Origin of the sequence: Idiomarina solivarensis, from assembly GCF_033052755.1 — a bacterium.
Lineage (GTDB): Bacteria > Pseudomonadota > Gammaproteobacteria > Enterobacterales > Alteromonadaceae > Idiomarina.
This window is the reverse complement of the sequence record NZ_JAVFHZ010000001.1, coordinates 407,483-429,410: the sequence shown is the minus strand read 5'-3', so window position 1 is coordinate 429,410 and position 21,928 is coordinate 407,483. Positions and strand designations below refer to the sequence as shown.

The 21,928-nt window shown below is 43.8% G+C and carries 23 protein-coding genes; 12 read left to right on the top strand and 11 right to left on the bottom strand.

The genetic code is table 11. The features are described from left to right. Positions 1–26: 26 nt before the first annotated feature. Both dkgB and RBK99_RS02015 read right to left on the bottom strand, forming a co-directional pair. Positions 27–818 (bottom strand): 2,5-didehydrogluconate reductase DkgB, encoded by a 792-nt coding sequence (gene dkgB, locus RBK99_RS02020; protein ID WP_317502975.1) that lies wholly within the window; start codon positions 816–818, stop codon positions 27–29. Positions 819–847: 29 nt separating this feature from the next. Next, on the bottom strand, positions 848–1,522 hold the full coding sequence (locus tag RBK99_RS02015) for an FAD-binding oxidoreductase (protein WP_317502974.1): 675 nt from the start codon (positions 1,520–1,522) through the stop codon (positions 848–850). A 390-nt stretch (positions 1,523–1,912) separates the two neighbouring features. Here RBK99_RS02015 and RBK99_RS02010 point away from each other — a divergent pair, with 390 nt between their 5' ends. Then, entirely contained in the window at positions 1,913–3,223 is a 1,311-nt protein-coding gene (locus RBK99_RS02010; RefSeq protein ID WP_317502973.1) for a TPR end-of-group domain-containing protein, read from the top strand. Here RBK99_RS02010 and alkB read toward each other — a convergent pair whose 3' ends face one another. The 6 genes from alkB to RBK99_RS01980 form a co-directional block, all read right to left on the bottom strand. Further along, complete coding sequence (gene alkB / locus RBK99_RS02005; protein ID WP_317502972.1) at positions 3,224–3,877, bottom strand: DNA oxidative demethylase AlkB; 654 nt, start codon at positions 3,875–3,877, stop codon at positions 3,224–3,226. Between the two features lie 2 nt (positions 3,878–3,879). Beyond that, positions 3,880–4,488 (bottom strand): GNAT family N-acetyltransferase, encoded by a 609-nt coding sequence (locus RBK99_RS02000; RefSeq protein WP_317502971.1) that lies wholly within the window; start codon positions 4,486–4,488, stop codon positions 3,880–3,882. Position 4,489: 1 nt separating this feature from the next. Next, positions 4,490–5,002 carry a cytochrome b/b6 domain-containing protein gene (locus RBK99_RS01995; RefSeq protein WP_317502970.1) on the bottom strand — a complete coding sequence of 171 codons (513 nt, stop codon included), beginning with the start codon at positions 5,000–5,002 and terminating at the stop codon, positions 4,490–4,492. A gap of 21 nt (positions 5,003–5,023) precedes the next feature. After that, a complete protein-coding gene (locus RBK99_RS01990; RefSeq protein ID WP_317502969.1) occupies positions 5,024–5,314 on the bottom strand; it encodes a PepSY domain-containing protein in 291 nt (96 codons plus the stop codon). Positions 5,315–5,387: 73 nt separating this feature from the next. After that, positions 5,388–5,906, bottom strand: a complete 519-nt coding sequence (locus tag RBK99_RS01985; RefSeq protein WP_317502968.1) for an acyloxyacyl hydrolase — start codon at positions 5,904–5,906, stop codon at positions 5,388–5,390. Positions 5,907–6,003: 97 nt separating this feature from the next. Next, positions 6,004–6,888, bottom strand: coding sequence for a LysR family transcriptional regulator (locus RBK99_RS01980; protein WP_317502967.1), 885 nt, complete (start codon positions 6,886–6,888; stop codon positions 6,004–6,006). A gap of 83 nt (positions 6,889–6,971) precedes the next feature. On the opposite strand from RBK99_RS01980, the gene RBK99_RS01975 reads away from it, so the two are divergent. Genes RBK99_RS01975 through RBK99_RS01965 form a run of 3 tightly spaced genes read left to right on the top strand, consistent with a single transcriptional unit; the run spans position 6,972 to position 9,375 of the window. Further along, positions 6,972–7,616 (top strand): LysE family translocator, encoded by a 645-nt coding sequence (locus tag RBK99_RS01975; protein WP_317502966.1) that lies wholly within the window; start codon positions 6,972–6,974, stop codon positions 7,614–7,616. 60 nt (positions 7,617–7,676) lie between these two features. Beyond that, positions 7,677–8,561 carry a 6-carboxytetrahydropterin synthase gene (locus RBK99_RS01970; RefSeq protein WP_317502965.1) on the top strand — a complete coding sequence of 295 codons (885 nt, stop codon included), beginning with the start codon at positions 7,677–7,679 and terminating at the stop codon, positions 8,559–8,561. Continuing rightward, positions 8,554–9,375, top strand: a complete 822-nt coding sequence (locus RBK99_RS01965) for a M23 family metallopeptidase (protein ID WP_317502964.1) — start codon at positions 8,554–8,556, stop codon at positions 9,373–9,375. The genes RBK99_RS01970 and RBK99_RS01965 overlap by 8 nt, the downstream gene beginning before the upstream one ends. On the opposite strand, the gene RBK99_RS01960 is transcribed toward RBK99_RS01965, so the two are convergent. After that, on the bottom strand, positions 9,372–11,141 hold the full coding sequence (locus RBK99_RS01960; protein ID WP_317502963.1) for a M61 family metallopeptidase: 1,770 nt from the start codon (positions 11,139–11,141) through the stop codon (positions 9,372–9,374). The genes RBK99_RS01965 and RBK99_RS01960 overlap by 4 nt on opposite strands. A gap of 76 nt (positions 11,142–11,217) precedes the next feature. On the opposite strand from RBK99_RS01960, the gene RBK99_RS01955 reads away from it, so the two are divergent. The 4 genes from RBK99_RS01955 to RBK99_RS01940 are packed head-to-tail and all read left to right on the top strand — an operon-like array spanning position 11,218 to position 14,667. Continuing rightward, positions 11,218–11,907, top strand: coding sequence for a flagellar brake domain-containing protein (locus RBK99_RS01955; protein ID WP_317502962.1), 690 nt, complete (start codon positions 11,218–11,220; stop codon positions 11,905–11,907). A gap of 2 nt (positions 11,908–11,909) precedes the next feature. Next, on the top strand, positions 11,910–13,001 hold the full coding sequence (locus tag RBK99_RS01950; RefSeq protein ID WP_317502961.1) for a sensor histidine kinase: 1,092 nt from the start codon (positions 11,910–11,912) through the stop codon (positions 12,999–13,001). Then, positions 13,001–13,819: a LytR/AlgR family response regulator transcription factor gene (locus RBK99_RS01945; protein ID WP_317502960.1), complete on the top strand. Its 819-nt coding sequence runs from the start codon at positions 13,001–13,003 to the stop codon at positions 13,817–13,819. The genes RBK99_RS01950 and RBK99_RS01945 overlap by 1 nt, the downstream gene beginning before the upstream one ends. A gap of 2 nt (positions 13,820–13,821) precedes the next feature. Next, on the top strand, positions 13,822–14,667 hold the full coding sequence (locus tag RBK99_RS01940) for a DUF6279 family lipoprotein (RefSeq protein ID WP_317502959.1): 846 nt from the start codon (positions 13,822–13,824) through the stop codon (positions 14,665–14,667). On the opposite strand, the gene pyk is transcribed toward RBK99_RS01940, so the two are convergent. Then, complete coding sequence (gene pyk, locus RBK99_RS01935; protein WP_317502958.1) at positions 14,664–16,094, bottom strand: pyruvate kinase; 1,431 nt, start codon at positions 16,092–16,094, stop codon at positions 14,664–14,666. The two genes, RBK99_RS01940 and pyk, sit on opposite strands and share 4 nt — an antisense overlap. A gap of 104 nt (positions 16,095–16,198) precedes the next feature. Here pyk and msrB point away from each other — a divergent pair, with 104 nt between their 5' ends. Then, a complete protein-coding gene (msrB, locus tag RBK99_RS01930) occupies positions 16,199–16,600 on the top strand; it encodes a peptide-methionine (R)-S-oxide reductase MsrB (RefSeq protein WP_317502957.1) in 402 nt (133 codons plus the stop codon). Here msrB and RBK99_RS01925 read toward each other — a convergent pair. Then, a complete protein-coding gene (locus RBK99_RS01925; RefSeq protein WP_317502956.1) occupies positions 16,582–17,370 on the bottom strand; it encodes a DUF2989 domain-containing protein in 789 nt (262 codons plus the stop codon). The genes msrB and RBK99_RS01925 overlap by 19 nt on opposite strands. Before the next feature lie 156 nt (positions 17,371–17,526). Between RBK99_RS01925 and RBK99_RS01920 the strand changes: the two genes are divergently transcribed. The 3 genes from RBK99_RS01920 (at position 17,527) to RBK99_RS01910 (ending at position 21,887) form a co-directional block, all read left to right on the top strand. Beyond that, positions 17,527–18,972 (top strand): glyceraldehyde-3-phosphate dehydrogenase, encoded by a 1,446-nt coding sequence (locus tag RBK99_RS01920; protein WP_317502955.1) that lies wholly within the window; start codon positions 17,527–17,529, stop codon positions 18,970–18,972. Positions 18,973–19,037: 65 nt separating this feature from the next. Beyond that, positions 19,038–20,165 carry a M14 family metallopeptidase gene (locus RBK99_RS01915; protein WP_317502954.1) on the top strand — a complete coding sequence of 376 codons (1,128 nt, stop codon included), beginning with the start codon at positions 19,038–19,040 and terminating at the stop codon, positions 20,163–20,165. A gap of 45 nt (positions 20,166–20,210) precedes the next feature. After that, positions 20,211–21,887, top strand: a complete 1,677-nt coding sequence (locus tag RBK99_RS01910) for an alanine/glycine:cation symporter family protein (RefSeq protein ID WP_317502953.1) — start codon at positions 20,211–20,213, stop codon at positions 21,885–21,887. Positions 21,888–21,928: the final 41 nt, after the last annotated feature.

The window sequence follows — 21,928 nt, the reverse complement described above, 5'->3', positions numbered from 1 at the left end:
AACCATCGACGCCAGCGTCTCACGCGCTAATCCCAGTCAGGCGCGAAACTTGGGTCGATCATTCGTTCACCTTGATCTATAGCCTCAATATCCGCCATGTCCTGATCGGTTAATTGCAATTTCTGTGCGGCAAAATTCGATCGCAGATGCGAGACTTTGGTGGTGGAAGGGATGGATACATAACCTTTATGTAATTCCCATGCGATGGCCACTTGTGCCGCTGTCGCGTTATGTTCATGAGCAATTTTCTGTAACGTGCTGTTGCTCATGACTTCACCTTTGGCCAATGGTAAATAGGCTGTCACTTTAACGCCTTTTTGCTGGCAGGATTCGGTAACCTTTCGGTTTTGCATAAAGGGATGTACTTCAACTTGGTTGGTCATGATATTTTCTGAACCAACGTGTTGAGTCGCTCGCTCTAAGAGGTCTATGGTAAAGTTAGAAACACCAAAATGTTTAATCAGCCCGCGTTCTTTCGCTTCTGTTAACGCGTCGAGCGTCTCTTCCAGCGGAACTTCATCATTTGGCGAAGGCCAGTGGATCAACGCGAGATCGATACAGTCACGCTGTAGCTTATCGGAACTCGTTTTTAAGCTGTCCAGCACGTGCTGGTGTTTAAGATTTTCATGCCAGACCTTAGTCGTCACGAAGACATCATCGGATTGCGTTTGAGCGAGTGCTTTACCAACGTCCGCCTCGTTTTCATAGGCCTGGGCAGTATCGATTTGCTGATAACCCATTTGAACGGCCTCAGTAATCAGTTCGGTTAAAGTGGGTCCTTTTAGACGAAAGGTTCCCATTCCAAAATTCGGTATCATAATGCCTCCTTATTAGCTTAATAAAGCGCTTATTCTTCAAATACTAATGAGTCAGGGCTAGCGCCGAGCGCCTTAAGCGTGTCCATGATGCTGTCGTTAAATGGTTCGGGACCGCACACATAAAAGGCCTGAGTAAAGTCTTCAATATGCGATTTCAAAAACTCCTTATCGATAACGCCATCTAAGAAAATATGATTGTCTGATGGCTTTTCCTGGGTAATAACATTAATAAACTGGTCGCCCAGAATCGCTTCGAATTCTTCTTTCAGGATAATATCCTGATCGGTTTTATTGGAAAAAATTAACTGATTCTTTCCTATCTTTCCTTTGTTGTGCAAGTCTCGCAAAATGGCGATAAAAGGTGTCACTCCAGCACCTCCAGCCAGAAATGTTCCTTCGCCTTTATATTCTATTGTGCCCCAGGGATCGCCGATGATTAACGCATCCCCCTTAGCGAGCTGCCCGATCTGCTCGGTTACGCCCTCATGGTCAGGATAAATCTTAATCACAAATTCTAACCATGGGTCACTGCTGAGGGAGGTAAAGGTGAATGGGCGTTTTTCATCCCTCCAGCCATCGCGGTCAACGGCGACTTCGGTTGCCTGTCCCGGTGTGAACTCATACCCTTCGGGTTTAGTCAGCCGGATCCTTCTGACGTTATGAGTAATCTCGTCAATGTCCTGAATGTCTAATTTATGGCTCATGCTTCACCTCATATCCTTTCCATTTACACTCATACTCGGCTCATTACAGTTACTTTTTTATAGCCTTTTGGAATGTCCTGTTTTCGTTAACCTGTTCTTTTGTACACGAACTAAATCTAGGAAAAGATCAAAAGAATATCCAAACTAGCCTAGTTTCGTCAGTTGATTCTTTATGTCTTTCCACGAATATAAACTACTATTTAGCTCATAATTAAAAAATTTTGCTAACTGTAGGGGCCTCGTTAGTTGTCTTGGCTTCTGGTCAAAAATTGTTAGTAAAGGTTAAAGTTCTGTAAAGGCGCTTTTATAGGGGACGTGGCAAAGATAGTCTTAAACCTGTCTATTAATTAACCTGTAATGGCCTTTAATAACCTGTGACAGGAGCTAGCTGTGAGCACAATAACCAATACCTCAGTCAATGTGACACCGGAGACTCCCACGTTTCTGGGGCACAGTAATCCGCTGGAAAATGATGCTCAGTACAGCTATTTTTTCAACGGCTGTTTTATCTATTCCTACAACCATACGACGGGTCACTGCACTTGTTTAACCGAACTGGATGTGGCGACTGCTGCTGTTAAGCCTTATGGATTAGCCGATAAACATTATGTGGTTATCGGAGACAAGGTATACCGCTCTTTAGAACAAGCCGAAAAGGCCAGAAATACTGTGGTTGTTAATGAAGCTGCAAATGACAACAATTTGGGTAAGGGTATGCAGTTGCCCGCAGTTGAAGACTTTTCAACTTTAAAATCATTAGAGTTGATAGAGAAATGGTTTAGCAAAAATTTTGATGAGAAGTGGGAAACGTACAGAGAAACTTCGGAGTTTTACAACCTGATACAATATTATCTGGCTCTTTGCTGCGATGCGTATAAGCGTCAGCCTGATCCATCGTTTCTTGATGCAGGAATTCAGCTTTATCTCAGTATGGCGCATTACAGTTGGATAAACCCGTCTATTTTGCATAATGCCGCCTGTGTTTACTGGCTAGCCGATGAGGAAGAGAGTGCGCTAGATTGCATAGAATTAGCTTTGAATTTTCGCTATTCGGGTATGGCAAGCTTATTCAATGATGAAGATTTAAAGCCGCTTAGAGAAAGTCCACGGTTTCAACGTTTGCTCGTTCAGTATGAAACGCTGAAACCTAAATTCAATTACATCACACTTGAGCTGTTCGAAGTGTTTGAAAACTTTTCTGTTCAGCAGCCTGAGTCATTTATCCGATTCATGCGCAGTCATTTATTAAAGAACTTTAGATTCTATGATATTTCGGAACTGAGTGCGCGTCTGGATACCTGCGAAGATGATGAGGAAAGGGAATACTGGCAGCGACTTGCGGCCCTTAATAATCGATACCTCTATAATTATATGCTTGTCGACGAGCCTATGGAACTTTTGACTGAGGAAGGTAAAGCGAATTATCAGCGCTTTCAGCAATATCGTCATTACCGTGTTCTTAACCCACTTGTTTTTGCCAAAGTGTCTGAGCAACTCTTCCACCATGCGCATTATTGGGCAAGTAAGCATAAGGGGAATTTTAATCAACGTGACAGCGCTTTGTTGTCGCAAAGCTTTCAGCTGTTTGAAGAGTTTAATGTCTCTACTGAAAGTCTGTGTTTCGAGAAGAAAAGGGAACTGATGGAGAAGGCAAAAGAATACGATATCTTTGATTACATGGAACAACTTGCCAAGTATTAGTTAGCAAGCCTGGCGTATTGTTAAGTTGACCCTGCAGCGGCCTGTGACTGGATGAGTGGCCTCTTTGAGCTGTTGAACGCCATGATACCGAAGTCTGTCTTCACCACCCCATACAAGGGCGTCAGCATGTTGAAGGCTAAATTTCTGGTATTTATCTGAACGTTTAAACCCTCCCCACATAAACGTTACAGGTAACCCGAATGAAAATGACACAATGGGTTGGGTGAAATCGGCTTCGTCCCTATCCTGATGCAACCCCATTTTAGCGCCTGGCATATACACATTAATAAGGCAGGCATCAGGCTCGAAGTTTTTGAACCCTGCTAGCTCAGCCACTTCCACTGCTTTCATTTTGATAATAGATGGCATTTGAGGCCATAATTCACCGGTGACAGGGTCGCTTTTTTGATAGCGATAGCCGTTTTCGTCGCTTACCCACCCATAAACTCCGCAATTGCTGCTTTTAACTGACATTTTATGTCCAGAGGGCGTTTTTAAGTGACGTAGAGGAGAGAGTTTTACTACGTTGCGGATCTCGTTCAAAATCATTTGATCATTCTGAAATAGAAACTGATGAAACAGGGTGGCTTGCTCTCCGATTTCTGTATTTAACGGTGTTGAGGAGTCATTGATAAATAAATCGAGGGATGACATTGTCATTCTTTATCGAGTAAAAGCGTCATCAACAGACGGTGTTCTCCGGGTCCCAAATAATCATCCACACTTTCAGTCGTATTAAAGCCCGAGTTTTCATATAAATAAATTGCCGAATGATTAACCGGTGAAACGCTTAATTCCACACGTTGATAGTTCAGTTTACTTGCGACCCTAATTGATTCGTATAGGAGCCCCTTGCCTAAGCCTTGCCCCTGAAATGCTTCGCTAACCAATAAGGACATAAGTGATAAGGTTGTACCGGAAGTTGGTACCATAAGGCTGTAGCCTACAATTTTATTATCGAGCTTCAGCGATAAAAACGTGTCTGGCCACTGCCTTAAAGCCTGATAAAAAAGAAGAGGAGGGTACGCCTGTTTAGCGTAAGCCTGTTTTTCTAAGAAAGCTATTTGAGGGATATCCGATGAAACCGCATTTTTTACTAAAGCCTGATTAGGCCCTTCGTGGTTTGTAGTGAGAGAGCCAATACATAGGCGGCAGTCGCTCTCATCAGGAGCGGATGCTTCAATGTAACGCAGCTTATGAGAGGGGTTTTCACGGTTACTTGAAACCTGAAATATTCGGTCTCTTTGTTTTTCGTTATCAGTCATCTTATTTTATTCGACGTTTACCACTAATCATGGGCTTAATAAGCTCTACTCTACCGAAGTAGGCGGTAAAAATCACCGCTATGATGTGAAGAATGGAAAAGAAGAAAATAGTATTTGCTGAAATCGAATGAATAGAGGTTAAAACACTATTTCCGTATAAAGCGGTAATTTCTTCTCGGAGAAACCCCGTCACGGCTTGTAATAAAAAGAGTACTAATATTACAAATACCATTAGCCCACCAAGGGGATTATGCCCCTGCTCTTGTTTAACTTTTCTTTGTTTAAGCTCACACAGGTGCTTTTTAATACCTGGAACTGAAGGTGTGAAACTACTAAATCGAGCATTGTAAGGGCCTATAACCCCCCAGACTATTCGCATAACGACTAATACCGCGGCGGTATACCCGACTGCCTGATGGAAATTGCTTCCGTGTTCAAGAAAAAAATAATTGAGGCAAAAACACAGCACCAATAACCAGTGAAACGATCGAACAAATTTATCCCAAATGATCATTGGTACTGCCTTTTATAACGGTTATTCGACTTCTTTTTTTACAACGCTGCCATCGACAGGGTTAAAGTATATTTCAACTTTTTGCTGACTTTGGTTAACGCCATAAATTTCGTAACAGTTACCTTCGGTTACTTTGAACTCACTTATTTTATAGCCTTGATCCTTTAGCGATTGCTGAAACTGACCTTGATCCAACCAGTTTTCCTGAGGCTCCATTGTACATTGTGTCGTTCCTGACTCAGGACTACCACAGGCAGAAAGAACTAAAGCGCTAGCTGCGACGGCAGACAATTTAAGAAGTTGGCGTTTCATAAAGCCTCCTGTTGAGTTAAAACCTAAACGTAAATGTAGCAAGTTCAACTGGATAACGCTAATGAATAAGGGACTAAATTGGTACCGCCCAGCTTAGCCAGAAAAAATCCAGCCCATCATTAGGGAGTTTTATGTCAGCATTAGAATAATGGGTATAGCCCAGACTGATATGAGCTGGGGTGCTCTTGTCATATTGCCAGGATAAAGACATTCTGTCCTCAAATTGGAACTGCGTTGACAGACGCCTGTTACCGATACGAGTTTTATCAAAATAGCTGCCGCCGATACCGGCTTCAAAATACAATGGCCGTTGCGTCCCTGCTATTTTCCAGGAAAGGATGGGGCTGATAGAAAACGCCGTAATGTTATCAGCCGTATTGTTAGAATCCTGCCAGTGATTCAAAGCCGCTTCTACATGAACAGTCGGAGACCCAATCCATTCAGGGAGCTCAATAGGCAAATCAGTTACTCTGTAACCCGCCCTGATACCACGCAATTGGTCTGTCGAATACGCCCCGGTTAAATGAACTTCGTCTGCAAACGAAGAAAAACTTGATATTATCAGTACTACCAGTGATGTTTTTAACCACATCTCACTCTCCAATAATTAGGGAGCGGGCATTTTACATACATTCACGCTTGTATGTAAATGGTCGTCTGGTTCCAAGAATAAAGGTTCTGAATAACATTCAGGAAATTATTAATTGTAGCCATTTTATAAAAGCGACCAAGGCAACCGGCTGACGCTGACGCTTTCGGTAAAATATACTTAGTGAATACTGACAGGGTCGAGCGTAATCATTATAAACCTTTAAATTCGACAAACCGGCAGTAATGAGGCTGCTGTCGATGAGCGCGATGGCTTGCTCGGCCGCTGACAAATCCAGTGACATTTGAGCATCGTTGCAGTGGATCATGTGCGTTGATTTTAGTTGTTGGCTATAGGCTTTTAGCATTGCCTGATGGTCAGGGTTTTCCGGATTTATCAACCAGGGCAATTGAAAAGGGGATTCGTTTGTTTGAATGGCTGAAACCGGAACCAACTGATTTTTTTGCAAAGCAATGGATTGGATATTTTTGTCGGTTGTTTTTCCGTAACCAATGGCCAAATCCCAGCTTTGATGCTGGATTGCAGAAGCCATTTCTGCGGCGCTTTCATTAACAAAATGTTCGTTGCAACGGCTAAAGCTTAACTGGATGTGGGGATACAGCGAATGAAAATCGGGTAACTTTGCTGCTAACCAAAAACGCAGTCGCTCAGAACTGATGGCGACGGTTAACTGCGTTGTTGTATTGTCACTAAGGTTTCGGGTACGTTCTATAGTGCGCTCTAACTGCTCAAATATCTGTTCAATTTGAGGAGCGAGTTCAAGACCAACCGGCGTTAAAGAATGAACCCTGTTGTCACGCTGAAACAACCGAACTTCAAGTTGTTCTTCCAGCGTTTGTATTTGTCGAGTGACGGCTGACTGAGTAACGCCTAGCTCTTGAGATGCTTGTTTAAAGGAGCCGCTGCGGGCGGCAACATCGAACACTCTTAGTGCATTTAACGACGGAAGTTTAGTGTTTTTCATATTGATTAATAGTAATCTGTAATTAACAAAAAGTAACTTTGATTCTGGCATCTAAAGTGCAGTTGCGCAATAAGGAGTTTGTGTTGTCCTATTGGAGTGAATTTTTAACCATCGCCTTAATCCATCTGTTTGCAGTGGCAAGCCCGGGCCCAGACTTTGCTGTAGTGTCGCGCTATAGCCTTAGTTTTGGTCGAAAAGCCGGGTATTGGGTCAGTCTGGGGATCGCTGCTGGCATCATTATTCATGTGACTTACTCTCTCATCGGCGTAGCACTTATTATTCACCAAACCGATTGGCTGTATCAGACGCTGCTCTGTGCAGGCGCCTTGTATTTAGGCTTCATAGGAACACAGGCCATTAGAGCTAAACCGCGAAAAGACATGTCGGATGGAGAGTTAGCTGCAACCCAACCCCGCAAACGTAAAGCGTTTATCGTTGGATTTATTACCAATGGCTTAAACGTAAAAGCGACCATTTTCTTTTTAACTCTGTTTACCACAATTATTTCCCCGGAAACGCCATTTAGCGTTAAGTTTGGTTATGGTATTTATCTGATTATTGCGACTGGTCTGTGGTTTTTGTTTTTAACCTGGCTATTAACTCACCCTCGGATATTCAAAACACTCTGGCAATACAGCCACTGGGTGGATAGGGCAATGGGTGCCGCGTTAATCTTACTTTCTCTAAAATTATTGTGGGAATGGGCCAACCTGATTGAGCTTATCTGATAAGGCATTTCAGGTTATACTGGGGGCCGTTATTGAAGAAGGGATGAGAAAAGCCTCACTATGCAGTTATTTGTGAATGATTTGACCGTTATTGATTGCTCTTACCTTTGCCCTAAACGGGGCATTGTGGGGGAGAGCTGGGTTGTCGATATTGTATTGGACGGCGCTTTAAATGAGCAGTCTATGGTATTGGACTTCGGGCGAGTCAAAAAACAAGTGAAAGCCATCATTGATGACTCGGTTGATCATAAGCTGCTTGTGCCGGCAGAGCACCAATGCACGCGGGTCACTCATAATTCTGATGACAGTGCCAACTGGGTCGATTTTTTACGTCCCAACAAGCATTCTATTCACTTATTCTGTCCTGCTGACGCCTTTGCTTTTATTGATTCTAATGTGGTTTCTGTTGAGACAGTTACTGATTATCTAAAAGCGGTCATTAAACGTGAGCTGCCTCTTAATGTCGAAGGCTTGCAGTTATTCCTTCGTCCCGAAAACATTGATGGCTTTTACTATCACTATACTCACGGGTTGAAAAAACATGACGGTAATTGCCAGAGAATTGCCCATGGTCACCGGTCTAAAATTCAGATTCGACTCGATAATATCCGCCAACCGGTATTGGAAAAAGAATGGTCTGATAAATGGCAGGATATCTATTTAGGAACACAGGAAGACGTCCGCTCTCATAGCTGTCTGAAACTCTCGAAAGCGGCACAGGACGAAACGTCTGACTCTACTCATACCTGTTACAGTTATACGGCTGATCAGGGGTTGTTTGAGTTAATTGTTCCTAACACGGAAAACTTCGTTATTGAAAAAGATTCGACTGTCGAATGCATAGCTGACTATCTGGCCTCAGAGATAAAGGCCGAAAACCCTGGCAAAAAAGTAGAAGTTCGAGCTTTCGAAGGCGTTGGAAAGGGAGCTATAGCTTATGCGTAAATTCATTAGCGTCGTTACTTTGTTATTGAGTTCGGCAAGTGTTGCTGTTGCTGAACAACCTCTGCCCCTGGAAATCAAAGGCACGTTGACGCAAGGTGCTTTAATTTTGGCTAAATCTGAGCCTGGCGTTACCGCTACGCTAAACGGTGAGCCTCTGGAGGTTACATCGCAGGGATATATTGTTTTCGGCTTTCCTCGAAAGTCGCCGCTGGAAAATACCCTCGTGGTTACGAAAAACGGCAACAAAGTCACACGGAAACTGACTTTAGAGTCCCGTGATTATAAAATTGACCGGGTCAATGGCGTCCCACAAAAGACAGTCACACCAGACCCGGCACAGATAAAAAGAGCACGAAAAGAGGCGGAGAAAGTTTGGCTGGCAAGACAAACAAAAACGACTCGAACCGATTTCTTAACACCAGTGGTCAAGCCTGCAGAAGGTCGTATCAGTGGCGTTTATGGTAGTCAGCGTATTTTTAACGGTGAACCTCGTAACCCTCATTATGGTGAAGATATTGCGGGGCCAACGGGCACGCCTGTTAAAGCACCGTGGCCTGGCAACGTTGTGTTAGCAGAACCGGACTTATTTTACTCTGGTGGCACAATTATCATCGAGCATGGTTATAAAATAACGACCACCTATTTACATCTTAGTGAGCTCCATGTCGAAGTGGGCGATAAAGTGCAGCAGGGCGATTCTATCGGCGAAATCGGCGCAACAGGCCGGGCAACAGGTCCACACCTTGACTGGCGCGTGAACTGGGGAAATGAACGTCTGGATCCAGCCTTACTTCCCCAGCTTTATCAGAATTAATCCGAGGGCGTTAGCCAGCCTTTAAGTTTATCGGGCTGCTCAATGCTCAGCAAGTAACTGCTTTTTGCTGGCTCAAGCCAGGTTAGCGTCAGGGTCATTAATTCATCTCGGCGAAACGCATGAAGCGTTACGGTGTCGCCGGGAACATATCTATCGAGAATGGTTTTTATCGATTGTTCAGTGACCTGCAAATGGTCGATAGCAATGATCCTGTCGCCAGCCGCTAAACCAGCGTGATGAGCAGTTTCATCATGGTAAACGCTGACTACTTCGAGCCCTTGGGGTGATGACTTATACTTGGCACCAAAATTAACTCTTGCAGGCTTTTCAGCTATTTTGCCACCGCTGCTGTTGTCGTCCGTGGGCACCTGTCTTTCAACACAGACGCCGAAATTCTGTAATAACTCGATAAGTGAAAGTGACTCTTTGTTATACAGAGCCTCTTTTAAAAAATCGGCGACATCGATGCCAGGATACTGGTTCAGCCAACTCAAAACGGTATCGTCAGCAGTACCAATTGCCGTTTTACCAAACTCGTGCCAAAGGTCTTTCATTACCTTTGCTAACGTTAGCTTATGCTCGGACTGCAACCGTAGCATCAGGTCAAGGCTAAGGGCGATTAATGCACCTTTAGCGTAGTAACTGACAATGCTGTTGGGCGCATTTTCATTCTGCTGATAAAACTTGGTCCATGCCAGAAAACTGGATTCAGTAACACTTTGTTGATATTGGCCTGGACCCCTTTCTACGCGTGACAGGGTATCACCAAGCAATTTTAAATAACGTTTCTCATTAATAATGCCGCTGGTGTGCAGAAGATAATCATCAAAGTAAGAGGTCATTCCTTCATAAAACCAGAGCTGCTCAGTGTAAGACTCTTGCTCAAGTTGATACGGAAGAAATGATCTGGGTTTTAGGGTTTTTATATTCCAGCTGTGAAAGTACTCATGGCAGCATAGGCTGAGAAACGTCTGATAATTGTCATTCATCTCATACTGATGAGCGCTGATTAAGTCTTTTCTACTGCACAACAGCGCTGTCGAGTTTCTGTGTTCGAGCCCACCAAAACCGTTACCGACAACCATTGTAAGAAATGTATATGACTGAAATGGCGCTTCATCAAATAGAGTGAGTTGTGTCTCGCAAATACGAGCCAAATCGGCTGTTATTCTAGCGGTATCTGCGAAATGACGACCACTTAAAACAAACGAATGTTTAATGCCATGAGCAATAAACTCTTCAATAGTTAAATCACCCATAAGGAAAGGATAATCGATTAACGCATCATAATTATCAGCGTAAAACGTGCCCCATGAATGCGCGTTACCCGTCTTTCGGGGCATACCGGTGGCCACTTTCCATTCAGGGCTTTGTGGTGGCGCGTGCAGATGGACTTGACAGGGTAGATCAGTCTGGCCGTCAACAGCCAGACATAAGCTGGTGTTGTTAAAGAAGCCATGAAATTGGTCAAGATAAGCTGATCGAACCGATAAATCCCAGGCATAAACTTGATAATGCACAGTCACAGGGTGTTTGTAAGGCTCTAGCTTCCAGCGATTTTTAGCTATCTGTTTAACTCCCAGCGGCTGCCCGTTAGTTTCAGCGTGCAAACCAATGATGTTTTTACTGAAGTCTCGTATTAGATAGCTTCCAGGAATCCAGTTTGGTAGCCATAATTCCTGCTCATCATTAGGTTGCTCTATGGTGAGAGAGAGACTAAATAAATGCCCATGTAAATCGACGGGTGTTATATCGTAAGCGATCAAGGGACGCTCCTTTGCTTGACACAGCCTGACAACTAGCGATCATAGTAACATATCGTTTCACCTCAAAGAGACCCCTATGTCCAGCAAAATTTCAGAGCTTGCCACCGGTCAGAAAATTGAAGTTCAGTTATCCAGTTCGAATGTACCTGCCAGATTTTATTCAGAGTTTATTGGTGCAGTTAAAGATCGCTGGGTTATCGTGAACATGCCAGATGTCCGAAAATACAAGGATGTGCGTGATCTTTTACAAGAAAAAACACCGGTTATTGTGCGTTTTGTATTAGAAAATGAAAGTGGAGAAATTTGCGCCTTCCGTAGTGAGGTCAGTTACGTTATCTCTCATCCGACCAAAATGCTGTTTATTTTATGGCCGAGCCAAGTTGAACACCGGGTTATTAGAAAAGGGCGTCGTTTCGATGCGTTCCTGTCAGCCTCAGTTTCAGGGCTTTCAGTAAACGGTGAAGAACAAACGTTTAATGGGCATGTTTTGGATGTTTCTGAAAGTGGCTGTCGTCTAAAACACGAGAATCCGGAAGGGAAGTTAGACGAGACATGGGAAAATGGCAGTAAAATTGCACTTAAGATAGAACAGAAAAATAACGGCGAGCTAACGCTAAACGCCATTGTCCGGCAAATAAAGCAGGTTGATGATCAAGTTGAGCTCGGTGTTCAGTTTATGGGGAATCAAAAAGACGAGGTGAACTCACTCTTCTCCGGAAGTTTGGTTGATATTGACGAGCTATCAAGATTAGAGTCATCAAGATAACTATGAAGAAACCGATTAAAACGCAATGGCAATTGCTGATGGATAACCGAAATCGGTTCTTTTGGCTGCTACAGGCCGGTGGGTGGATTGGGTATGCATTAGTGAACTACATTGGTTCACTAATGCACGAAATGCGTGACATATACACGCTGATTATTATCTTGGGTGCCTATGCTGGCTTTCTAATTACAATACCTCTTAGGTACCTTTATCGCAGAATATGGGAGATGCCACCGGCACTTATGGTGCTAATTGCTGTTGGCGTTTCATATATTACCGCAGTTGCCTGGGCCATTGTCGATAATGCAACTTATTGGGAGATTTACAAATTCGGTTTTCGCCCCGATAGCCCATTCTTTTACCTAAAGAACAGTTTGGCCAAGTTTTATATCGTTTTAAGTTGGAGTGGCTTGTACTTCGGCATTAAGTATTATCAGATGCTGCAAGAAGAAAAGCAGAAAGCTTTGTTGGCGTCATCTATGGCTCATCAAGCTCAGCTAAAAATGCTCAGGTATCAGCTTAACCCCCACTTTCTCTTTAATACACTTAACGCGATATCCACGCTTATTTTATTAAAAGACAACCAAAAAGCTAATTTAATGGTCAATAAGCTCAGCCATTTTTTACGGTTTTCGTTAGATAATGAACCGATAAAAAAAGTAACTCTGGAAAAAGAGGTTGATGCGCTTCTTCTGTATCTTGATATAGAGAAAGTGCGCTTTGATGAGCAGCTTGAAATTGATATTCATCTATCTTCTGATACAAAGAACACATTAGTTCCAAGCTTGATATGCCAACCGCTCATTGAAAACTCGATAAAGTACGCAATTTCGAATGTTGAAGGGGTAGGGCAGATTAGAGTCCGGTCCTGGTCAGATAATGGGAACTTAGTTTTAGAAATATGCGACAACGGTCCTAAAATTCAAACGGACGCCGAAAAGCTCTTCCGGAAAGATGGTGTTGGACTTAATAACACACGCCAAAGGCTCAAATCTTTGTATGGTAAGAATTACAAATTTGAGATGATAAAAGGGCAGGACAGTGGCCTTTGTGTTCGCATTACGATCCCGATTGAAACATTGGAGAACCAATAATGAAGCAGTTGAGAACGTTGGTCGTTGACGATGAATCCCTTGCCAGAAAGGGATTGGCTATTCGCCTGGAAGCATTTGAACAACTGCAGTTGCTGCCCGAGTGCAAAACCAGTCGGGAAGCGGTCGATGTCATCGCAGATCAAAAGCCTGACTTGGTGTTTTTAGATATTCAAATGCCCGGGTTGAATGGCTTTGAAGTATTACAGGCGGTTCAGGAACGACAGGGTAAACTTCCACTTGTTGTTTTTGTCACAGCTTATGACTCTTACGCTATTAAGGCTTTTGAGGTAAGAGCGCTGGATTATTTATTAAAACCGGTTGATGACGATCGTTTAGCTGAATGCATTAAGCGTGTAATAAGTGAGCATCAAAATGTTAATGATGAGCAGCAGGATAAGCTGATAAATCTGGTCGCTGAGGTTACCGGTCAGGATGCTGATACTTTGCTTGAGAGACTCGCAGCAGGAGAAGCTATTGCTGCCGATGAGTACCCAGATTATATTGCAATAAAAGACAGTGGAGAAATAACTCGAGTAGCGGTTAAAGACATTAAATGGGTCGATGCGGCAGGCGATTACATGTGTATTCACGCAGGAGAGGACACCCATATTCTGCGCCGTACGATGAAAGAACTTGAACAAGATTTAAATCCTAAGTTGTTTCAGCGTGTGCACCGATCGGCCATCGTCAACATAAAACAGGTCGAAAAACTCTGTAATCAGCAAAATGGGGAATACCATTTACAACTCAAGAATGGTCAAAAACTGAAAGTTAGCCGTAGTTATAAAGACCGTATAAAACAACTTATTCTGAGCTGATCATGTATCGACTATTGGGTGTACTAACGGTTCTTGCCATTATCGCGGGTTGCACTGCCAATATAGGCTACCAATTTGCCGATACTTTGGTGGAGTGGAAAGTAAAAGATTATGTCGATTTAAACGACCAGCAGGAGAAGGTGCTTGCTCAAAAAATAGATGCAATGCATCAATGGCACGCTCAAACGCAACTCCCATTGTACCGCAGTGAACTGAAGGCCCTACGAGATAAAGTTAAGACTCGGTCTTTAACCCTGAGAGACATAGAAGCTTTCGAGAATACTCTCTGGGTCTTTTGGCGAAATGTGCTTGAGCAACTCGAAGCGGAATCAGACCTGATTAGCACGCTCAGTGTCAAACAACGTCAGCAACTGATTGCTCGCTTGGAAGAAGCTCAGGAAGAACGCTACCAGCGTTGGCAGGAAGACAAACAAGACAATCCTATATTGCAAAGGCTTGACCGCGTCACCGAGGTAGAAGAAGACTTAGAAGATATTATTGGTGATTTAACGGAAGAGCAGGATAAGTTACTGCGTCGTTGGGTCAATGACTCCCCTGGACTACAGGGAGAATGGTTAAGTTATCGCTCCCGCTGGTTGACTGAATTTGAAAAAGTGTTATTGAACCAACCACTGGATAAAGACCGGCTGGCATCTTTAATTGTTAACCCTCAACAGCTGAGAAGTAAAAGTTTTCAAAAACAACGAGAACAAAGTAGTGAGCGTCGGAGACAGTTTTTGTGGGAGATGTACCAAAGTCTGACTAATGAGCAGCGGGAGAAAGTAATCAATAAGGCCGATGAGTACATCAACCTTATTGATTCGTTAATCAGCGATTTTAGCGATTAACGGACTTCGATCATTTTGCAGGTATTGCTTGAACCGACCGTTTCCATTACGTCGCCGTGAGTGAGTATCACTAAATCTCCGGTTTTAATATGCCCACTTTTCTTAACGACTTGTATCGCTTCGTCTATTGGGTTACTCACACTGGTTGAGTCAAAGTTAATTGGGTATACACCGCGGTAGAGCGCTGATTTATCACGACTGTGTGAATGACGAGATAGCGAAAATATCGGCAAGTGAGATGTTATTCTGGACATCAATTTGGCGGTAAACCCTGACTCAGTTAACGCGATAATAGCTGTAACGCCGTTTAAATGGGTTGCTGCGTACATGGCTGACATAGCAGTGGCTTCAGTAATGCTGGAGAACATTTCTTCAAGGTCCTGATGGCGCAGTTGAGCTGATGGATGCGTCTCTGCACCCAAACAAATTTCAGCCATAGCTTTTACCGTAGCAACCGGGTGCTTACCCGCAGCAGTTTCGGCAGATAACATCACGGCATCCGTCCCATCCAGCACTGCGTTGGCAACGTCCATTACCTCAGCACGAGTGGGCATTGGGTTTTCAATCATGGACTCCATCATTTGGGTGGCAGTAATCACTACCCGGTTTAACTGGCGAGCCCGGGAAATGATTTGTTTTTGCTTACCAACCAGTTGAGCATCGCCAATTTCGACGCCTAAGTCACCCCGGGCAACCATAACGGCATCGGATGCTCTGATAATATCGTCCAGTGCATGTTCGCTGGCTACGGCTTCTGCGCGCTCTATCTTGGCGCACAACACGCCTTGCCCGCCAGCCTCACGTAATAAGTGACGAGCCCGGTTTATGTCATCGCCACAACGAGGGAAAGAAACCGCAAGATAGTCGACACCAATTTCCGCAGCCAGTTTAATGTCTACCAGATCTTTCTCGGTTAGCGCGGCAGCGGATAAGCCACCGCCTTGCCGGTTAATGCCTTTATTATTAGAAAGCAGGCCACCAATGGTCACTTTGGTTTTCACCTGGCTACCGTTTATTTTTTCGACTTTTAACTGAATACGGCCATCGTCGAGCAATAAAATATCGCCAGGATTAACATCATTAGGTAGGTCTTTATAATCCAGTCCAACTCGGTTCTGGTCACCGCTGTCTTTTTCAAGTTCAGCGTCTAAAATGAAGGTATCACCAGCCGATAATGTAATGTGCTTTTGCTGAAAGCGTGCAATACGAATTTTAGGGCCTTGTAAGTCACCTAAAATAGCGACGTGTGCATCCAGTTCACGGGCTATTTTTCTTACCATAGCCGCGCGTTGCTTGTGATCATCACCATTACCATGAGAGAAGTTTAAACGAACAACATTGGCACCAGCTTTAATAAGCTCTCTTAGAGTCTCTTCAGAGTCAGTAGCTGGCCCGAGAGTAGTTACAATTTTGGTACGACGAAGCATGCAAAACCTCAGCAAAAATTAGCCATGAATGTAGGGTTAAGTTTAGCACAATCACTGTTACAGTAGTACGAGATTTAACAGGAATATAGAGGAGCTAGCCGTATATGAGTGAAGACGACTGGAAAAATAAAACCGAACAGGAGTGGCGTGAACAACTGGGAAGTGAAGCCTACTCCGTATTGAGGGAAAAGGGTACTGAGAGACCGTTTTCAGGTAAGTATTTAAGCTGTGACAAAGACGGCGTTTATCGCTGTGCGGGTTGTGGGCAAAAGCTTTTTGAGGCAACCCATCAATTTGACGCACACTGCGGTTGGCCCAGCTTTGATAAAGCGATTTCGGGAGCCGTTAACTATGTTGAAGACTCAACACATGGCATGGTACGCACCGAAATAATTTGCAGTCGCTGCGGCGGACACCTGGGCCATGTATTTGACGATGGCCCGACTGAAACTGGACAGCGTTATTGTGTTAACTCATTATCAATGCGTCATGAAGATGATGAGTAATAGCCACGAAAGTTGCCGTCCCTGAGTTTTTCGACAATGGCTTGGGCTTGTTCGTCCCACTGTTCGTATTGGGCATCGCTGGCGTTGACAATATTTTTCATACTGTTTTTATCCAGGTTGTCCTGACCTAACTCCCAGGCTACCTGGGACCAGATATAAGCTTTCGCTGGTTTTTCCTCTTTTAAGTACATGGAAACGAGCGTCGAAGGAATCTCTGGGTTGATACGGTCGCCCGGACGATACAACCTCATTGCATTGTAGAGAAGCTTAAAGGTTTTCTTTGAATCATGTTTGGCGTAGTAGGTCGCCAAGGCCAGTTTAAGCTCTGGCTTCTCAAGTTTCGGTGTTCCTTCTAAGGCCAACAGTTTCTGTAAAGCCTCTTCATTACCGCGGTTTGACCAGTGCCAATAGAGCCAGAGAGGGTGCTCGGAATCTGCCGTTCGCTCAGCAAGTTGTTTTATGTTTTTTTGAGAATTTATAAAAGCTTCTATGCGGCTTGATTGCTTACTTTTTAACTTTTTATGCTCTATAGTCGATGCCAACTCAATACATTGAGCGTAAGTTTGCAGGTCCCTCATTAAAAAATACTGATTTTCACTGGTTTCTTTTTGGTGAAGCTTATATCGACTAAAAATAAGTTGCCTACGTTCTGAGTTGCACCAGTTGTCATCGTTTAAGTCACTGCACAAAGCGGGACTTGCCTGGCAGATCTCTCGCACTGTCGGTTTACTTTCAACACAACCGGTTAGCGCAATAACTACGCTTGTCATGACAATTCTTTTCATCATATGCTTCAACATTTTTTTAGTGAAATTCGATTGTTTCTTAAAATTGGCTTCATGCCAAGCTTTTCAGTACAATATCGCGGTTTTTAAGCGTAGCACTTTATTAGCTCACTGACATCAGCATAGAGGACAGGGCTCACTATGAACTCTAACCAGCAAGATCCAACCTTATCGAGTTGGCAGGAACGCCAGGAATTCGCGGAGCAAATGCAACCATTGCTTGGCAAGCTTTACCGTAATTTCGGTGTCGAAATTTTGGTTTATGGTCGTTCACTTTTGAATGTATCCACCATCAACATCATTAAAGCGCACCGTCTTATCCTTCGCCACGAAGGGCAAAAGGTCCGTTTACGCGAGAGTTTTCCTTTCTTGCAGGCTATGGCTGATCTTAAATTGTCTCCGGCACGCGTTGACTTAGGTAAACTAGCCTATGGTTATCTGTTCGGTGGCAAAGCCGGTGATTTGTCAGTAATGGACTACGTTAAACGCGAGTTGGCTGACATTATTGATTCTGAAGATAATATTGAACCGCGCGATGTGGTCTTATACGGCTTTGGCCGAATTGGACGCTTACTGGCTCGTCTACTTATTGAGCGTAATGGGGCGAACAATAAAATGCGCTTGCGGGCCATTGTTGTGCGTGGCGGTCGCGAAGGTGACTTAGAAAAACGCGCCAGTTTACTGCGCCGTGACTCAATTCATGGGCTATTCAATGGCTCAATTACGGTTGATCACGAAAATCAGAGCATAAAAGCCAATGGCACGAACATTAAAGTCATCTATTCTGATGGGCCAGATCAAGTGGACTATACCAAGTACGGCATTGATAACGCGATTGTTATAGATAACACCGGCATTTGGAAAGACGAAGCTGGCTTAGGCCTGCACCTGAAATCAAAAGGTGTCAATAAGGTGTTATTGACTGCGCCGTCAAAAGGCGACATCAAAAACATCGTCTTCGGAGTCAATGACAATATGATAGAAGACAGTGATCATATTGTTTCAGCGGCAAGCTGTACAACCAATGCGATTACACCGGTATTGAAAGCGTTAAGCGATGAGTACGGTATACGTAATGGTCACGTTGAAACAGTACACTCTTATACAAATGACCAAAATCTAATTGATAACTATCATAAAGCGGACCGCCGCGGTCGTTCAGCACCTTTGAATATGGTTATTACCTCGACAGGAGCAGCTAAAGCCGTTGCTAAGGCGTTACCAGAAATGGAAGGTAAACTAACCGGTAATGCTATCCGTGTACCGACGCCGAATGTGTCAATGGCGATTATGAATCTGAACTTGGCAAAATCGACGACTCGCGACGAGTTAAACGATTTCTTGCGTCAGACTGCATTGCACTCAGCGTTGGTAAATCAAATTGATTACACCGCTTCAACTGAAATTGTTTCTTCAGATTTAGTTGGTTCGCGCCATGCGGGTGTTGTTGATTCTCAGGCGACTATCGTAGAAGACGACAGGGCTGTTCTTTACGTTTGGTATGATAACGAATTTGGTTACAGTTGCCAGGTCGTTCGCGTAGCAGAAGCGATGGCAGGGCTTAAGGTGCCTAACTTACCGAAATAAAGGAAAGCGCCTGCAGGGCGCTTTTTTTCTATTATTTTTTTTAGAGACAACTTAAAAGGTGAAGTATGCATATTACTGCAAACTTTGACAGTGGCAATATCGAGGTTATCAGCGCAAACAATGCAGATGATATCCGCTTAGCGATTAGAAAGGATCATCAATCCGACTTCTATCAATGGTTTCACTTTAAGCTGTTCGCAGAAGCAGGCGAAGAGCACGTAATGACCATAGAAAATGCATCAGGATCAGCGTATCCAGACGGTTGGAAAGGCTATCAGGCATTGGCATCTTATGATCGTGAAACCTGGTTCCGTGTACCAACCGAATATGACGGCAAAGAATTAATCATTCGACACACGCCAGAACAAGAAAGTGTTTTCTACGCCTATTTCATTCCTTACTCTTATGAGCGTCACCAGGATCTTATTCAGTCGGCTCAGCAATCAATTGATTGTTACCACGAGTTATTGGGTGAGACGATTGATGGTCGCGAGTTGAATTTATTGGTTATCGGCGAGCCGGCTGAACATAAAAATACCATTTGGGTTACCGCCAGACAGCACCCTGGTGAGTCTATGGCTGAATGGTTTATGGAAGGCTTTATCACACGATTACTGGACGATGAAGACGGTGTTGCCCGGAAATTATTAGACGAAAATGTATTTTATGTTGTCCCTAATATGAACCCTGACGGCAGCGTCCGCGGGCACTTAAGGACGAACGCGGTAGGTACCAACTTAAACCGCGAATGGGCAGAACCGAGCCTCGAAAAAAGCCCGGAAGTTTTTTACGTATTGAAACGTATGCAGGAAACCGGCGTCGATATGTTTCTTGATGTTCACGGAGATGAAGATCTGCCGTACAACTTTGTTGCAGGATGCGAAGGCATACCATCTTATGACAAGCGACATAAAGAGTTAGAAGAAACCTTTAAAAAGGCATTCTTAGCGGCAACGCCTGAATTCCAGGTTCAATATGGCTATGAACTGGAAGCACCGGGTAAAGCAAACATGACCGTTGCTAACTCGGCCGTTGGCGAGCGCTTTAAATGTTTATCTTATACGCTTGAAATGCCGTTTAAAGACAACGCCGATCTACCTGACGAAGACTTCGGCTGGTCAGTAGCACGTTGTCAGCGTTTAGGCGAAGACGTATTAACAGCAATATTGGCAGTCTCACCAAAATTGCGTTAAAACTAGTGTTGTATCACAAAATAATAACAACAAAGGGGGTCTTCCTTGGAAGTGCTCAACAATTTTTTACTTTGGATTGACGGATTTTTAGGCTCAGCCGCCTATTTCCCGTTTATTTTGCTCGGTGTGGGCTTATTTTTCACTTTGTATTTAGGCTTTCCACAAGTGCGCTATTTTCGCCACGCCTGGAGAGTATTAGCAGGTAAGTTTGATCGTAAAGATTCGCAAGGTGATACCAGCCACTTCCAGGCGTTATCGACTGCGTTATCAGGTACCGTAGGTACGGGTAACATTGGTGGCGTTGCACTGGCTATTTTCTTAGGTGGTCCGGCAGCAATATTCTGGATGTGGATGACGGCATTTTTGGGTATGACCACCAAGTTTGTCGAGGTGACACTGTCGCACAAATACAGGGTTAAAACGGAAGACGGCACCATGGCCGGTGGTCCTATGTATTACATGGATCGGCGTCTTAATATGAAATGGCTGGCGGTTCTCTTCGCTATTGCAACGATAATTAGTTCGTTTGGCACAGGAAACATGCCACAGATTAATAATATCGCACAGTCCATGGAACAAACGTTTGCTATCGACCCAATCTGGACTGGTGCCATTCTGTCGATATTGCTGGCGATGGTCATTATTGGTGGCATTAAACGTATTGCAGCAGTGACATCAAAGATAGTCCCAATTATGGGTATTCTTTACGTTATTGGCTCCTTAAGTGTCATTTTATTTAATATAGAAACTATTGATGACTCTTTTGTCGCCATATTCCGTGATGCATTCACTGGTTCTGCGGCAGCGGGCGGCTTTTTGGGTGCTAGTTTTGCGTATGCCTTTAACCGTGGTGTAAACCGAGGACTGTTTTCTAACGAAGCGGGGCAGGGTTCTGCACCTATTGCACACGCCTCCGCTAAAGCAAAGGATCCTGTAGCAGAAGGTTTAGTGTCAATTCTTGAGCCTTTCCTTGATACCATTTTAATTTGTACCTTAACGGGTCTGGTTATATTGTCTTCGGGGGTTTGGACGCAGAAGTTTGAAAATAACTTTGCCCGAAGCGATCTCGACTTCATTGTTGGCGAATATAACGATGTAGAAAGTTCGGATCGTAAGGATCTGTACGCCTATTTAAACGAGACAGGTGACTCCAAAATAGAGAGGTACACCGGAACAGTGAGGGTTGTCGAAGGTAAAGCACAGACGAATGGTGAGTTTACTATTTTACATGCACGCTCAGTTGCCGAAGACGTCCGGTTTGTTATTGCCGGAGAGGAGGCTTACACAGGCTCAGTCAAAGTTAAAAATGGCGACTTAATTAAAGAAGATATTGAGGTTATCGGCAAGTCTCTTGTTCATTCTGCCGCTTTGACCTCATTGGCGTTTGCTAACGGCTATTTTGGTGATTATGGCCAATACATCATTCCAATAACATTGTTGATGTTTGCATTTTCAACAGCAATAGCCTGGTCGTATTATGGTGACAGGGCAGTGGTTTACCTTGTTGGTCAGAAAGGAGTCATGCCTTATCGAATACTTTATGTAGCTGGCTTCTTCTGGGCATCATTCGCCGATACTACTTTAGTTTGGACCGCTTCGGCTGTTGCTATCGTGTTAATGACTTTACCTAACTTGCTGGGTATGATTTTGCTTCATAAAGAAATGAAATCAACGGTTAAGTCATATTGGAAAGATTTCGGTGACTCCGATAAGAAAAAGTAATTTATTTAATAAAAGCTAAAGCTAAACGGTCAATGAAAAGT

Coding starts and splice junctions, on each gene's coding strand:
- dkgB (WP_317502975.1), bottom strand. CDS start 818: ATGATACCGAATTTTGGAATGGGAACCTTTCGTCTAAAAGGACCCACT.
- RBK99_RS02015 (WP_317502974.1), bottom strand. CDS start 1,522: ATGAGCCATAAATTAGACATTCAGGACATTGACGAGATTACTCATAAC.
- alkB (WP_317502972.1), bottom strand. CDS start 3,877: ATGTCATCCCTCGATTTATTTATCAATGACTCCTCAACACCGTTAAAT.
- RBK99_RS02000 (WP_317502971.1), bottom strand. CDS start 4,488: ATGACTGATAACGAAAAACAAAGAGACCGAATATTTCAGGTTTCAAGT.
- RBK99_RS01995 (WP_317502970.1), bottom strand. CDS start 5,002: ATGATCATTTGGGATAAATTTGTTCGATCGTTTCACTGGTTATTGGTG.
- RBK99_RS01990 (WP_317502969.1), bottom strand. CDS start 5,314: ATGAAACGCCAACTTCTTAAATTGTCTGCCGTCGCAGCTAGCGCTTTA.
- RBK99_RS01985 (WP_317502968.1), bottom strand. CDS start 5,906: ATGTGGTTAAAAACATCACTGGTAGTACTGATAATATCAAGTTTTTCT.
- RBK99_RS01980 (WP_317502967.1), bottom strand. CDS start 6,888: ATGAAAAACACTAAACTTCCGTCGTTAAATGCACTAAGAGTGTTCGAT.
- RBK99_RS01970 (WP_317502965.1), top strand. CDS start 7,677: ATGCAGTTATTTGTGAATGATTTGACCGTTATTGATTGCTCTTACCTT.
- RBK99_RS01965 (WP_317502964.1), top strand. CDS start 8,554: ATGCGTAAATTCATTAGCGTCGTTACTTTGTTATTGAGTTCGGCAAGT.
- RBK99_RS01955 (WP_317502962.1), top strand. CDS start 11,218: ATGTCCAGCAAAATTTCAGAGCTTGCCACCGGTCAGAAAATTGAAGTT.
- RBK99_RS01950 (WP_317502961.1), top strand. CDS start 11,910: ATGAAGAAACCGATTAAAACGCAATGGCAATTGCTGATGGATAACCGA.
- RBK99_RS01945 (WP_317502960.1), top strand. CDS start 13,001: ATGAAGCAGTTGAGAACGTTGGTCGTTGACGATGAATCCCTTGCCAGA.
- RBK99_RS01940 (WP_317502959.1), top strand. CDS start 13,822: ATGTATCGACTATTGGGTGTACTAACGGTTCTTGCCATTATCGCGGGT.
- pyk (WP_317502958.1), bottom strand. CDS start 16,094: ATGCTTCGTCGTACCAAAATTGTAACTACTCTCGGGCCAGCTACTGAC.
- msrB (WP_317502957.1), top strand. CDS start 16,199: ATGAGTGAAGACGACTGGAAAAATAAAACCGAACAGGAGTGGCGTGAA.
- RBK99_RS01925 (WP_317502956.1), bottom strand. CDS start 17,370: ATGACAAGCGTAGTTATTGCGCTAACCGGTTGTGTTGAAAGTAAACCG.
- RBK99_RS01920 (WP_317502955.1), top strand. CDS start 17,527: ATGAACTCTAACCAGCAAGATCCAACCTTATCGAGTTGGCAGGAACGC.
- RBK99_RS01915 (WP_317502954.1), top strand. CDS start 19,038: ATGCATATTACTGCAAACTTTGACAGTGGCAATATCGAGGTTATCAGC.